Source organism: Latilactobacillus graminis DSM 20719 (genome assembly GCF_001436415.1).
Taxonomy (GTDB): Bacteria; Bacillota; Bacilli; order Lactobacillales; family Lactobacillaceae; genus Latilactobacillus; species Latilactobacillus graminis.
The window spans coordinates 1-14,883 of sequence record NZ_AYZB01000003.1 but is presented as its reverse complement, the minus strand read 5'-3'; the positions used below and the strand labels follow the sequence as shown (position 1 = coordinate 14,883).

The 14,883-nt window shown below is 40.1% G+C and carries 11 protein-coding genes; 9 read left to right on the top strand and 2 right to left on the bottom strand.

Annotation, left to right across the window (positions count from 1 at the left end):
• The first annotated feature begins 113 nt into the window (after positions 1–113).
• From licT to FC90_RS01365, 4 genes are all read left to right on the top strand, one after another.
• Positions 114–953 (top strand): BglG family transcription antiterminator LicT, encoded by an 840-nt coding sequence (licT, locus tag FC90_RS01380; protein ID WP_057907523.1) that lies wholly within the window; start codon positions 114–116, stop codon positions 951–953.
• An 85-nt stretch (positions 954–1,038) separates the two neighbouring features.
• The gene (locus FC90_RS01375) at positions 1,039–2,904 is read left to right on the top strand and encodes a beta-glucoside-specific PTS transporter subunit IIABC (protein WP_057907522.1); all 1,866 of its coding nucleotides are present in this window, start codon (positions 1,039–1,041) and stop codon (positions 2,902–2,904) included.
• A 14-nt stretch (positions 2,905–2,918) separates the two neighbouring features.
• On the top strand, positions 2,919–4,358 hold the full coding sequence (locus FC90_RS01370; RefSeq protein WP_057907521.1) for a glycoside hydrolase family 1 protein: 1,440 nt from the start codon (positions 2,919–2,921) through the stop codon (positions 4,356–4,358).
• 197 nt (positions 4,359–4,555) lie between these two features.
• Complete coding sequence (locus FC90_RS01365) at positions 4,556–7,291, top strand: YhgE/Pip domain-containing protein (protein ID WP_057907520.1); 2,736 nt, start codon at positions 4,556–4,558, stop codon at positions 7,289–7,291.
• 51 nt (positions 7,292–7,342) lie between these two features.
• Here FC90_RS01365 and FC90_RS01360 read toward each other — a convergent pair whose 3' ends face one another.
• Both FC90_RS01360 and celB read right to left on the bottom strand, forming a co-directional pair.
• Entirely contained in the window at positions 7,343–8,062 is a 720-nt protein-coding gene (locus FC90_RS01360) for a GntR family transcriptional regulator (protein WP_057907519.1), read from the bottom strand.
• A 56-nt stretch (positions 8,063–8,118) separates the two neighbouring features.
• Positions 8,119–9,390, bottom strand: coding sequence for a PTS cellobiose transporter subunit IIC (gene celB / locus FC90_RS01355; RefSeq protein ID WP_057907518.1), 1,272 nt, complete (start codon positions 9,388–9,390; stop codon positions 8,119–8,121).
• A 152-nt stretch (positions 9,391–9,542) separates the two neighbouring features.
• Here celB and FC90_RS01350 point away from each other — a divergent pair, with 152 nt between their 5' ends.
• The 5 genes from FC90_RS01350 (at position 9,543) to FC90_RS01330 (ending at position 14,466) form a co-directional block, all read left to right on the top strand.
• Complete coding sequence (locus FC90_RS01350) at positions 9,543–10,940, top strand: glycoside hydrolase family 1 protein (protein WP_057907517.1); 1,398 nt, start codon at positions 9,543–9,545, stop codon at positions 10,938–10,940.
• Positions 10,941–11,061: 121 nt separating this feature from the next.
• The gene (locus FC90_RS01345) at positions 11,062–12,924 is read left to right on the top strand and encodes a heavy metal translocating P-type ATPase (RefSeq protein ID WP_057907516.1); all 1,863 of its coding nucleotides are present in this window, start codon (positions 11,062–11,064) and stop codon (positions 12,922–12,924) included.
• Between the two features lie 76 nt (positions 12,925–13,000).
• On the top strand, positions 13,001–13,222 hold the full coding sequence (locus FC90_RS01340) for a heavy-metal-associated domain-containing protein (protein ID WP_057907515.1): 222 nt from the start codon (positions 13,001–13,003) through the stop codon (positions 13,220–13,222).
• Between the two features lie 12 nt (positions 13,223–13,234).
• Positions 13,235–13,780, top strand: a complete 546-nt coding sequence (locus FC90_RS01335; RefSeq protein WP_057907514.1) for a ferritin-like domain-containing protein — start codon at positions 13,235–13,237, stop codon at positions 13,778–13,780.
• A gap of 20 nt (positions 13,781–13,800) precedes the next feature.
• On the top strand, positions 13,801–14,466 hold the full coding sequence (locus FC90_RS01330; RefSeq protein WP_057907513.1) for a Crp/Fnr family transcriptional regulator: 666 nt from the start codon (positions 13,801–13,803) through the stop codon (positions 14,464–14,466).
• Positions 14,467–14,883 lie beyond the last annotated feature (417 nt).

The window sequence follows — 14,883 nt, the reverse complement described above, 5'->3', positions numbered from 1 at the left end:
GGGGGTTAATTGAATACGAATCAAGCAAGGTGTTATCAAAATTTTGAGCATGACTGATTGATGGATAGGACAATCCTATTTAACAATGAGTCTTTTTTTGTAGGTGGGATCTCATGGAAATTAAACGCGTTTTAAATAATAATACAGCAATTTCAACGAATCATAATGGGATTGACGTCCTATTGATGGGTGCTGGTATCGCATTTGGTAAGAAACAAGGCCAACCGATTGATATGGACAAAGTTGAAAAAACTTTCATCATAAAAGATAAGGAAACCCTCAATAAATTTACAGATCTAGTGATTGATGTGCCTTTGTCTGAAATTTCGGTCGCCGAAAAAATTATTAATTTTGCTAAAATTAAATTAGGCAAAAAATTTAGTGATATTATTTATGTCAATCTAACGGACCATATCCACACCGCCATTCGACGGTACCAAGAGGGCGTTATTTTGAGAAATCCGCTTAAATGGGATATTAAACGTTTCTATCCCGATGAATATGAGATCGGTGAAAAAGCGGTGGAAGTGATTAAAAATGAATTAGGCACACAACTCGCAGATGACGAGATGGCCTTTATCGCGTTACACTTTGTGAATGCTGAATCAGAAACGGCAGCGGATCAAAATTTAGCGTATGAAATAACAGATATCGTTAAAGAAATTGAAGGAATCGTCAAGGCTTATTATCATACTGAGTTTGATGAATCATCCTTGAATTATTATCGATTTATTACACATTTGAAATTTTTTGCACAGCGGCTATTGTTGGGAAAACATTACGATGACGAAGACGATGATTTGTTGAAGACATTACAAAAACGCTATGCAGATGCCTACCGTTGTACGGAGGAAGTCAAAACTTTTATTGATCAGAAGTATCATTATGAAATTAGTGGAACGGAATTATTATATTTAACGGTGCACATTAAGCGGCTCGTTAAAAATTTATAAAACAGGGTGTTATCCTATGGGAGCATGACCGGAGTAGTTGATTCAGACTATTCAGGTCATTTTTTTATTGAAAAGGAGCATAAAAATGGACTATCAAAAAACTGCAAAATCAATTTATCAAGCGGTTGGTGGTGAAGCCAACATTAATTCATTAACGCATTGTATGACAAGATTACGATTCAGATTAAAAGATGAAGGGCAAGTTGACGATCAGGCTGTTAAAGTTATTCCCGGCGTCATCGGAGTTAATCATCAATCTGGCCAATATCAAGTGATTATGGGCAATGAAGTTGCCAATTATTATCAAGAAGTAGTGAAATTAGGTCACTTTGATGTTGAGGAAGAGGTTCCGGAAACAACTGAAAAAATGAATCTTTTTGATCGTTTTGCTAATTTTATTTCGTCATGTATGTCACCATTAATTCCGGCGCTAATCGGTGGTGGAATGATTAAAGTAATTTTGATTTTATTACCATTGTTCGGTTGGTTAAGTGATAAAAGTCAAACTTACACGTTGTTAAGTACTTTTGGTGATGCACCATTTTATTTCTTATCCATGATGTTAGCCTTTACTGCTGCTAAGTATTTTAAAGTCAACCCAATGCTTGCGATTACAGTTGCTGGTATTATGATTCACCCGAATTTTACGGCAATGGTCGCAGCGGGGAAGAGTGTGACTTTCATGGGATTACCAGTGACTTTAGCGACTTATTCGTCATCGGTAATTCCGATCTTAATGATGGTCTGGGTGATGCAATACATTGAACGCGGCGTTGACAAGTTTTGCCCGGCTTCAATCAAAAGTATTTTAAAGCCGTTATTAGTGATTTTCATTTCGGGAGTATTGGCTTTAGTGATTGTAGGACCAATTGGCACTTACGCGGGTAAATTACTTTCAGATATTATCCTCTTCATTCAAGGTAAAGCTGGCTGGTTAGCAATGGGCTTGATGGCAGCATTTATGCCATTAATTGTTATGACTGGGATGCACTGGGCGTTTGCTCCGATTTTTCTAGCTGCTTCGATCAGTTCACCAGATACGCTAATCTTACCAGCAATGCTAGCCGCTAATATTGCCCAAGGCGCAGCAAGTATTGCCGTAGCTGTTAAAACTAAGAATAAAACAACTCGTCAAGTTGCCAGTGCTGCAAGTATTTCAGCGTTATTAGCGGGTGTCACTGAACCGGCATTATATGGGGTGACCCTTAAATTGAAGAAGCCGTTATACGCAGCCATGATTTCAGGAGGATTAACCGGAATTTTTATGGGAATTGTTAATCTAAAATCATTTGCGTTTGCAGTACCGTCTGTGATTGCGATGCCACAGTTTGTTAACCCCGCCGATGGGCAAAATTTAATCAATGCTATCATTGTATTAGTAGTCGCATTTATTTTGACGTTTATCTTAACCTATATTTTGGGATTTGACGAAGAAGTGGTGGCACCAGAATCAGCACCAGCAGTGCCAGTTGAAACGCCAATTGAATCAGGGGCTAAGGACACTAAACGGGTTGCCAGTCCAATTAGTGGTGAGCTGATTGGCTTAGAAAGTGTGAATGACGAAACTTTTGCGCAAAAGATGTTGGGTGAAGGGGTCGCCATTATTCCACAAGATAACCAAGTCTATGCACCATTTGATGGTAAAGTAACAACTATTTTTCCTACGAAGCATGCGATTGGATTAACCAGTAATTCTGGAATCGAATTGTTGGTACATGTGGGGTTAGATACAGTAGAATTAAAGGGTAAGCCATTCACGATGCATGTTACGGATCAGCAAGTTATCAAAAAGGGCCAACCGTTGATGACGGTCGATTTTAAGGCGATTAAATCGGCTGGGTATGATCCAACAACCTTAGTGATTGTTACGAACACCAATGAATTTGTAGAAGTTGTTCCAAGTGAAAAGACAACTGTTTCAAATCAAGATACAGTTATCTATACTGTTTAAGGAGGCTGATTTAAATGACAGAATTTCCAAAAGGCTTTTTATGGGGTGGCGCAACAGCCGCTAATCAACTAGAAGGCGGCTATCAAGAAGGTGGCAAAGGTTTATCAATTGCGGACGCTTTACCCGGTGGCCCAGAGCGCTTCAAAATTGTGAACCAACCTGACTTCAATTGGACATTGGATGAAAAACAATATACCTATCCGAACCACAACGGGATTGATCATTATCATCGTTTTAAGGAAGACATCGCGCTCTTTGCTGAAATGGGCTTTAAATGCTATCGTTTTTCAATTGCATGGTCGCGAATTTTCCCAAAAGGGGATGAAACGGAACCCAATCAAGCGGGGTTGGCATTTTACGATGCGCTTATTGCAGAATGTTTGAAATACAACATTGAGCCAGTGATTACCATTTCGCATTATGAAATGCCCCTTTATTTGGCACAACATTACGGTGGTTGGAAAAATAAGGCACTGATTAAGTTTTACGAACGATTTGCTGATGTTGTTTTGACACGTTATCACAAACAAGTGAAATATTGGATGACCTTTAATGAAATTAATAGTGCGTTTCATTTTCCAGTAATGGGTCAAGGATTGGTTCCTGCAAATGGGGCTAATGAAATGCAAAATATTTATCAAGCATGGCATAACCAATTTGTGGCGAGTGCCTTAGCAGTAAAAATGGGTCATGCATTAGACGAAAAGTTACAGATTGGGTGCATGATATTGTATGCAACGGCCTATAGCTATGACGCCAATCCAGTTAATCAACTAGCAACTTTGCAGCATAATCAAGATTTCAACTTCTTTTGTGGGGATGTTCAAGTGCGTGGTGAGTATCCGGCTTATACCAATCGCTTAATGAATCATTTTGGATTTGAATTCAATGATTTGGATTGGACCGATGAAGAATTAGCATTACTTAAACAAAATCCGGTTGATTACATTGGCTTTAGTTATTATATGTCGTCAACGATTAACGAAACTGCGGCTGATGCTGAATTAGCATCAGGTAATTTAATTGGTGGTGTCAAGAATCCATTTTTAAAGGCTAGTGAATGGGGTTGGCAGATTGATCCGATCGGTTTAAGAATCGCACTTAACGAATTATATAATCGCTATGAAAAGCCACTATTCATCGTCGAAAATGGGTTAGGTGCAATCGATCAAATTAACGATCAGCATGAAGTTAATGATGACTATCGAATTGATTATTTACGGGAACATATTGAAGCGATGCGCTCAGCAATTGCCGATGGTGTTGATGTGATGGGCTATACGCCTTGGGGTTGTATCGATTTAGTGAGTGCCTCAACTGGGCAAATGTCGAAACGCTATGGCTTTATCTATGTCGATTTAGATGATGCTGGACATGGGACGCTCAATCGTTACAAGAAACGTTCTTTTGATTGGTATCAGAAAGTCATTGCTAGCAATGGGGCAACCCTCTAAAAATAAATTATCTAAAAAGAGTAATGATGAGTTTTAATCATTACTCTTTTTTTGTTAAATTAAAAATAGTTGTGAATAAAGAATAGTTTGCTCTAGAAGACTTGAATTTTAGCCGGAAAAAGGTTAAACTAATTCAGTTATCATGGATATTAAATGTAATTGATTAAATAAGCTATTTGAAAAAGGGAGATTTTATCATGAAAATGATCCAAAATGAATTTAAGTTCATTGCTAAGAATCGGTTAATCATGATTTCGTTAATCGCAATCGTGTTTATTCCATTCCTGTATAGTATCTTTTTCCTCAAGTCTGTCTGGGATCCATATGGTAGTACTGGTGAGCTGCCAGTTGCTGTTGTTAATAACGATCAACCAGCCACTTACAACGGTGAAACGTTAAGCGCTGGTGACGATATGGTTAAAGAATTAAAGAAAAATGACCAACTTGGTTGGCGCTTTGTTTCAGCTAAAAAAGCACAACAAGGACTTAAAGATAAGGAATACTATACGGTTGTTACCTTACCGAAGAATTTCTCTGCTAACGCTGCTACGGTTTTGGACAAGAATCCTAAGAAGATGCAGATCCAATACAAAACTAACGATTCATTGAATTTTATCGGTGAAGTAATTAGTGAAATGGGTGCTAAGGAATTGAACACCCAAGTTCGGGAAACTGTCACGAATGCTTACGCTAAAGTGATGTTCAAACAAGTGAAAACTGCCGGTAAAGGGTTCAGTACGGCTGCCAAGGGTGCTAAACAATTAACGGACGGCTCGGTAACCTTGTCAGATGGTTTGAACGTTTATACAGCCGGTGTTGCCCAAGTTAACGATGGTATCATGACGATGAAAACCAGCGTTGTCCCATTGTCAGACGGGGTTAAGCAGTTAGCTGATGGCTCAAACACACTTAACAACGGCTTACTATTATTAGATAGCAAGACGGGTGCACTCGCATCAGGCGCAAGCCAATTAGATAATGGTGCTAGTCAATTAAACGCTGGTCTACAAACATTAAACAGTAAGACAGGTGCGTTAGCATCAGGTGCTGGCCAATTAAACGACGGTGCCAATAAGTTGAATGCGGGCGTAACAGGATATACGAATGGGACATCTGATTTAAATGCTGGTTTGAAGAAATTGGCGGATAGTAATAGTAAAATAAATGAAGAAATTAGTGGATTACCTGCTGGTGTCACAGCATTAAAAGCTGGTAGTCAAAAAATTTCTGCTGGTTTACAAACTATGCAAAAGAAATTAAATGAGAATCCAACATTTGAAAATGAAGCAACATATAACGAGGCTGTGGCCCAATATTCATCAATCAATGGACTCATTTCACAGGTAGAAGCTACAATTCCAGCTTTACAAAGTGATTTGAATGCTATTCCAGATCAAGTTGCTACAACGACCGATTTCGACGCAAAAGCACAAGGCATCATTGATACTGAAAAGCAAGCTGGAATTGTCTTTACGGCACAACAAGAAGCCGGCATTAAAGCCAAATTGTCAGAACAACTTAAAGTATCTGCTAAAGACGAAGCACAACAAATTGTTGGTGGTATTAACGCTAAGATTGACGCTCAAAAACCAACTGCTGATGAATATGCTAAGTTAACCAAAGCTGTTAACGGCTCATTATCAATGCTTTCTAACTTAAAACAAATTCAAACAGGCTTAAACTATCAAGATAGTGCTAACCCTGGATTAGTAGTGGGTATCCAACAAATAGATGCCGGAATTGGTGAGTTAGAAACAGGCTCACAAGCCATCGTTACAGGATTGAACGAATATACAACCGGTGTTGCAACAGCCGCAGCTGGGGCTAATAAGCTAACAAGTATGAATGGACAACTTGTTTCAGGTAGTTCACAACTTGCTGCTGGTACAAACCAATTAAATGGTCAAATTCCTGCCTTAACAGGTGGTGTGAGTCAATTAGCAAATGGTTCGTCTGCACTTGCTGCTGGGACTGGTGCTTTAAATGCCCAAGTGCCGCAATTAACGAGTGGTGTTGGTCAATTAGCGACTGGTTCAACAGCCTTGAACAATGGTCTTGGTCAATTAAATGGTCAAATTCCAACGTTAACAAGTGGTGTCGATCAGTTAGCTAACGGAACTAATCAGTTGACCGATAACTCTGGTCAATTAACTGACGGTGCTGGTCAATTAACTGATGGTAATCAGACTTTGGCATCTGCATTAAAATCGGGGGCTAACCAGGTCAATAATATTAAATTAACGAATAAGACTGCTGATATGTTTGCTGCCCCTGCGGAATTAAAACATGCAAATTACAGTTATGTACCAAACTATGGTCATGCTCTAGCACCATATGTTCTTTCAGTGGCATTGTTTGTGGGCGCAATCGTCTTCAACTTTGCTTATCCAATTCGGAAGATCTCAATGACTGGTCAATCATCAACAGCATGGTTCTTAAGTAAAATTACGGTGGGCGCTTTAGTCGCTACCGGAATGGCAATTATTGAACCAGCATTGATGATGGTTGCTGGTTTGTCGGTCGATCACCCAGGAGAATTTTTCTTAATGTCGATCACCTTCTCGCTTGCATCGATGTCGATTATCATGTTCTTATCAATGACGTTTGACAATCCAGGTCGATTTGTCGCGATGGTTCTTTTGATGTTACAATTAGGGGGTTCAGGTGGGACCTTCCCAATGGAAATTACGAACCATTTCTATAATGTCATCCATCCATTCTTGCCAATGACCTACTCAATCTTGGGCTTCAGAGAGGCCATTACATCTGGGCTAGGTTCAGGCCAGATTGTGCAATCATTCTTGATTCTCTTGGCCATCATTGTTGTTGCATTAGTTCTATTATGGTTAGGGATGAATCATTTACAAAAAATCGGCAACGCTGGTCGTTCACAGATTGATAACAATCAAGAATTACAAGCTGTCGAAAAATAAGTAAGTAAAGAGCCCGTTAGCATGTAGCTAACGGGCTCTTTTTTTGTATGTTTAGGTATTTTTAACGTCTAAAAAAGTATATCCGCGGCGATCATAACGATTGCGACTTTTAGAATATTCAATTGGTTGACCATTATCAAGATAGACGACTTGTTCGACTTCCAAGACTGGGTCAGTCGGTGCACAATCGAGATACGCTTGATCATATTCGTCAGCTTTGTCGGCTTGGATATTCCGAAAGGCTCCGGCAAAGGTGAGATGCAGGGATTCTTTAAGATACGTGTAGATTGAATTTTTGAGGACTTCGTCGGTTAATCCAGGGACAAGACTTACTGGCATGTAGGTGTGTTCCAAAACACTGTTAATGCCATCGATAATCCGGAGGCGAATAATTTGATAGACGGGTTGTTGTTCAGTAAGCATTAAACGCGCCTTAACTTCCGGAGTTGGAAAAATAACCTCGAACATAATAATTTTACTCGAAAGGGTTTTGCCGATATCGGCTAAATCATGCGACATCCCGTGATACTGGTCTGCAGGGGCCGTTGATTTGTCCCAAAATGAATGATCTAATACTTTTGTGCCGGCTCCCCGCCGTGATAGTACAAGGCCTTCCATCGTGAGAATGGTCATCGCTTTTTTAATGGTCATTCGGCTGGCATTGAATTCTTGAACTAAGTCTGTTTGATTGGGTAACAACGTATTGGCAGGGTAGCGTCCTTGTTTAATCCGTTGTCGAATAATATTGGCAATTTCTTCGTATTTTGGCAAAAAAATACCCCGCTTTCTATTTATAGTTTAGTAGAAATAGCAGGGTAAAACAATCTTTAGTTTGCTAATGGATCTTTTTGGCGATCAAGTAGTTTAATGAATGGGAACCAGATGAGGCCAACTAGCACAACATCTACAAGTTGTAAGATTCCACCGAGAACTGAGTTAGTTGCGAGCATACCACTAAAGAAGATAGGCACCGTCCATGGTACGGAAACCCCGGTTGGTGCAGGAACTAAGCCAATGGCCATTACGGTGTAGTTAATTGCCGTGACAATCAAAGGAGCAATCAGCCAAGGAATGAAAATTGTGGCATTCAAAACAATCGGGAATCCAAAGATGACTGGCTCGTTAACGTTAAAGACCGCTGGGGCCAAAGCTAAACGACCAACATCTCGGTATTGCTTTTTCTTCATGACAAAGGCCATCAATAAGACGACTGCTAATGTCATCCCAGAGCCACCAAGACCAACGGTGAAGGTTTCCATAAATGGCTTGGTAACAATGTGTGGCAATGCATGACCGGCTTTATAAGCTTCTAAGTTTTCAAGCATCAAAGTATTCCAGATGGGATCCATTACAGAGTTGACGATAATTTGCCCGTGAAGGCCAAAGAACCAAAGCAATTGAACGAAGAATAATGCAATTAAAGTTGCTGGTAGACTGCCGCCTAATCCGACTAATGGTTTTTGAATAATTTCATAAATGACGTCGTGTAAGTTAACGTGGAACAATCCAGTAACAGCGGCCTGCACGGCTAAGAAAATAGTTAACGTTAAAATTGAGGGAATTAAGGCTGCAAATGATTTAGCAACTGCAGGTGGAACACCATCGGGCATTTTAATTTGCCAACCTTTTTTAGTAATTCGGCAGTAAATTTCTGTTGCGATAAACGCGGCAATCATGCCGATAAACATCCCTTTGGCACCGAGACGATCAAGACTTAAAACCCCGCTGACTGCCACGCCTTTATCGGTAGTCATCATAAATGGGGTGAGAATTAGGAAACTTGCGAATGCAACTGCACCGCCGAAAATACCGTCTACATCATAAGAATTAGATAGATAATAACCAATTCCGAAAGTAACGAAGACTGTCATAATTGACATAGTGGCGTTTTGACCGTTACCAAGCAGTTGCGTCAGGGTTGTTTTGGTGGCATCGTTGAAAAATGGCAGGTTAGTAATGACGACGATGATTGAGCCAAACATTGTCAATGGGAATGAAAGCATAAATGCGTCTCGCAGAACAGTTAGGTAACGATTTTGTCCCAGTTTGTTTGCAAAAGGCATGATTTTCTTGCTAAGCGTGTCCATAAAAGTATTCACGTAGAGCACCGTCCTTTAAATGTGTTTGCAATCGATTACATCCCAAATATAGCACGCTTTTTTTAAAAAGTCTAGACATTTAAATAAAAGAGTTGGTTTTTATTAGTGGAGTTGATATACTGAGATTATTCAAACGACAAGGAGTGCTAGTGATGACTTTTTATAATTTTCCCCAAAACTTTTGGTGGGGTTCAGCGGCCAGTGGTCCTCAAACAGAAGGCCGCACTGATGGTGATGGTAAGGGTGATAATATTTGGGACTATTGGTATCAACAAGCACCAGAGAAATTTTTTAATCAAGTGGGGCCAGGGCGCACCTCGGATGTTTATCAGCAATTCAAAAGTGACGTCCAACTAATGAAACAAACCGGTCACAATAGTTTTCGAACATCAATTCAATGGAGCCGGTTGTTTCCACAAGGTACGGGGGCGATTAATCAACAGGCGGTTGATTTTTATAATGTATATATCGATGAACTAATTGCAAATGGCATTGAACCATTTATGAATTTATACCACTTTGACATGCCCCTAGCACTCCAAGCAAAGGGTGGTTGGCGCAACCGGGAGACAGTTGACGCTTACAGCCATTATGCAGAAACGTGTTTTAAGCTGTTCGGTGATCGGGTTAAAAAATGGTTTACGCACAATGAACCAATTGTACCAGTGGAAGGTGGATACTTATATCAATTCCACTATCCGGCTGAAGTCAACCTAGCCCATGCTGTGCAAGTTGGTTATCATGAGACATTAGCAAGTGCGTTAGCAATTCAAAAATATCACGCGCTCAACCTAGATGGTCAAATTGGGATTATCCTCAACTTAACCCCCAGTTATCCAAGAGATGCCACGAATCCAGCGGATGTGAAGGCGGCCCGAATTGCCGATGCTTTTTTCAATCGATCATTTTTAGATCCAGCGGTAAAAGGTGAATTTCCAGCAGATTTAGTGGCGATTTTGAAAGATCTAGCAATACTGCCAACGTACCAACCAACCGATTTAGCGCTCATAAAAGCTAATACTGTAGATTTATTAGGAATTAATTATTACCAACCACGACGAGTGAAAGCTAAGGAAACACCAATCGATCATACCAATGGACCGATGCCAGATGATTTCTTTGATAATTATGATATGCCAGGTAAGAAAGTTAATCCGTACCGTGGTTGGGAAATCTATGCACGAGGGATTTACGATATTTTAACCAACGTTCGTGAAAACTATGGAAATCTGCCCTGCTTTATCTCTGAAAACGGAATGGGGGTTGAAGGTGAGGAACGGTATCGTAATCCAGCTGGCCAAATTGAAGATGACTATCGGATTGAATTTGTACAGGATCATTTGAAATACGTGTACCAAGCACTTCAAGAAGGTAGCAACTGTCTGGGATATCACATGTGGACATGTATGGATAACTGGTCATGGACGAATGCTTACAAGAATCGGTATGGCTTAATTGCAATCGATTTGGACCATGATTGTCAACGGACTATCAAGAAATCAGGGTATTGGTTTAAACAAGTTGCTGACCAGAACGGCTTTGAAGCGTAATCTAAAAAGATGACTCGAGTGAGTCATCTTTTTTTGTGGACTTGACACGCATCAAGTTCTTTTGATGGCCTTCTTTTTATAATAGGAAGCATGATCAAGTATTTGGAAAGAAGGTTGTTAATTGAAATTGCAAAGATGGATTCAATCCGTTAAGAATCAAATTGCCTTAATTGTTGGGATACTGATTGCCGCCGCATATGGTTGGCAATGGCTTGGTGGGGTACCAATTGTGATGCGTGGTTTATTATTGGTGGCTTCTATACTGGGTATCGCACCGATTTTTGTGCAAGCTTACCAAGCGTTAAAAGTAAAAGTTATTAGTATTGATTTATTAGTGACAATTGCCGTGATTGGCGCATTTATTATTGGTGAATTTAATGAATCGGCGATTGTTACGTTCCTCTTTTTATTTGGTAGTTATCTTGAACAACGGACATTGAGGAAAACACGTGAATCGATTCGATCATTATCAGAAATGGCACCTCAAACAGCACAAGTATTGAATGTAGATGGAACCATAACTGAAGTTGCTGTTGATGAAGTTACAATTGGTGCACAAATATTGGTCAAAGCAGGCGCTCAGGTACCAGTTGATGGACAAGTCACCCGAGGTCGCGCTTATGTCAATGAAGCTAGTATCACAGGCGAAGCGCAGTTGGTCGCCAAAGAAATTGGAGATGCAGTTTATTCCGGGACGCTTGTTGATAATGGGACATTAACTGTTATGGCAGCAAAAGTGGGAGATGACACGACGTTTGCCCAAATTGTTGAACTGGTAGAAGAGGCCCAAGACAGTAAATCATCGGCGGAAAAATTTATTGATCGGTTTGCGACGTATTACACGCCAGCTGTTTTGGGATTGGCAGTCATAATTGGCCTCATGACCCATGATTTTAAACTAGCTATTACAATTCTTGTGCTCGGTTGTCCTGGGGCTTTAGTGATTGGCGCACCAGTTTCGATTGTTGCGGGTATTGGAAATGGCGCCAAAAATGGGGTCCTGATAAAAGGTGGCGAAGTCGTCAATACAATGGCTGGTATCGACACGGTGGTCTTTGATAAAACAGGAACGTTAACTAAAGGTGATACTGCAGTATCACACGTCAAATTTTATACACCAGCACAGCGCGAAGTGCTTGCGCGTACTGCTGCCGTTGAAGCACAATCAGATCATCCTTTGGGTAAGGCGATTAGCCGCTACGCAGGAGAACAAGGGTTGCATGATTTGCCAACCGTTACGCATATTGAAACGCTTAAGGGGTTAGGGGTGCAAGCGGTGATTGATGGTCAAACAATCCGTGTTGGTCGGGCGAAGTTGATGACTGACGCAGGTCTCCAACTAACAGATGAGCAAGCTGCAACCGTCACGAAAAACCAAATCGCTGGTCAATCAACGGTGTTAGTCGCCGTTGAGCAACAAATTGTGCTTATTATTGGGATTGCCGATACAGTTAAGCCGGAAGCAAAAACTGCTATCGCCAGTTTAAAAAAGAATGGTATTAAACAGCTAGTCATGTTAACCGGTGATAATGAACAAGCGGCCAACGCAATTGCACATGAAGTGGGAATTACTGAGTTTCATGCCAATCTTTTACCGGCAGAGAAAGTCGATTTCATTCAGGATTATCAGGCACAAGGTCAAAAAGTTGCTTTTATTGGTGATGGCATTAATGATAGTCCCGCACTGGCTTTAGCGAATATTGGGATTGCGATGGGGTCGGGGACAGACGTCGCAATTGAAACGTCGGATATTGTGTTGATGCGCTCAACCCTTTCAGAAGTCGTATACGCTGATTACCTCGCCAAGGCGACGGCCCGTAATACGGTACAAAATATTGTCATTGCAGTCGGGACAGTTGTGTTACTTCTATTAGGCTTAATTTTAGGCTATGTTCAGATGGCCAGTGGAATGTTTGTGCATGAAATTAGTATTTTAGCTGTGATATTCAACGCAATGCGTTTAATGCGATTTAAAATACGTTAAAAATTGACAGTCATCAATTTTTAACGATTTGCTAGGCAGTATAATAAGGTTAATCAATTAAAAGGTGGTTATTAAAATGGCAAAATTAGTTATGCAATTGGATGAATTATCATGTCCATCATGTATGCAAAAAATTCAAGCAGGTGTTAGTCAACAAACTGGAGTCGAATCGGTTAAAGTTCTCTTTAATGCTAGCAAAGTTAAAGCGGAATATGATGCGCTCGTTACCGATCCAGAGCAACTGACACAAGTGGTGACCGATTTAGGTTACAACGTGCAAAGCTTTAAAGTGAAATAGGAGGATCATTAAATGTTAACAAACGAATCAATTGAACATCGCTATCAAGCGGAAATCAAACAAGCGGATATCGATCATCATGTACCAACCGCAGGTGCGATGACTGGCCATATTATGGCTAACTTAACCATTCAGCGGCGCAAATTACAACAAATGAAGTGGTACGCTAAAGGAAGCAATAATCAAGATTTTAAGGCACAATTAGCCACATTATTGGTGGAAAATGATATGCTGTTGGAAAAGACGGCCGAACGTCTTTTGGACGAAGATGAAGTGATCCCAACGACGCAAGCAGAGTACACCGAGTATGGGATGTTGACTGAAGATCCTCGGATTAAATATTGGGATATATCAGCGATGATTGCGGAGCTGATTACTGATTTCAATACAGCAAACTTGTTTGTTTCACGGGCAATCAAGCTAGCCCAAAAAGAAGAGCGGTTCGCGTTGGCGGCTGATATGGTGGCGCTAATGGGATATCAACAACACCAAATCCGCGTATGGCAGAGTCAACTTGGTAAAGATGCTCGTGAAGGCTTAGAGGAAGACGACGATTAATATAGAAGGAAGTGGTTGAAGTGGTTGCTGAACAACATATTTGTGCCGAAATAGTACCGATTTTTAGTTATTTAGATCAAGATAGTTTGGTTAAAATCTCAGCAATCACACGCCATGAACAAGTTAGCAAGGGTGCATTGGTGATGAGCCCGACCGATCAAAAACGGTTGGTGATTCTAGCACAGGGTAAGGTGAAGGTTTATCAGCTTTCATCAGCTGGTAAAGAACAACTATTGCGCATTATGGAACCGGGTGATTTTGAAGGTGAGAAATTACTTTTTAAGGCACAAGATGAACCGTTGTACGGGGAAGCTTTACAAGATAGTGTAATCTGTACCTTGTCACGGGCGGCCTTTCAGAAGTTACTGTTGACTTATCCAGCAATCAGCTTAAAATTGCTGGAAGCCATTACTGATAAGATGGCTCGTTTAGAAAAGCAGGCGAATCTAATCAATATTGAGTCGATTGAATCGCGAATCGTTACGTATTTAATTGATCTAACAAAGGCGAACGGTGAAACACATGTAACAATTCCAATGAAGCTAAAAGAATTGGCTACTTATATTGGAACAACACCAGAAACTTTATCACGAAAGTTGAAACATTTGGAAAGTGATGGTTTAATTGAACGACAAGGGCGAAAAATTAGGTTATTAGACTATGAATATTTAGAAGATTTCTATTAAGTATAAGAATGTTGCAGAATAATGCAGCATTTTTTATCTATACCGATTTTAAAAAAAGTGGAATAAAGCTTAGCTTAAAAGTATTATAAAGAACAGTCAAAGGCGAATATAAGTCGGAAAGTTTGGCTAATCTTAATTGGATTTTCAATATTTATACAGTATTCCTAATTTTTTGAAATTAATGATTGACGTTGTCCTACTAGGATGGTAAGATATTTTATGTCGTCGAGAGATGAGAATGTTGCAAAATATTGAATAATTATTGTTTGAAATAATTATTGACATTTAATTTTGTGCATGATAAGATATTTTCTGTTGCTTGTGGACTTCTAACGCAGTAGACAAGCGATTTATATCCGAGGTAGACCTTTGAAAACTGAACAAAGTTTCGACAAACCAAATGTGTAGGGTCGCCCT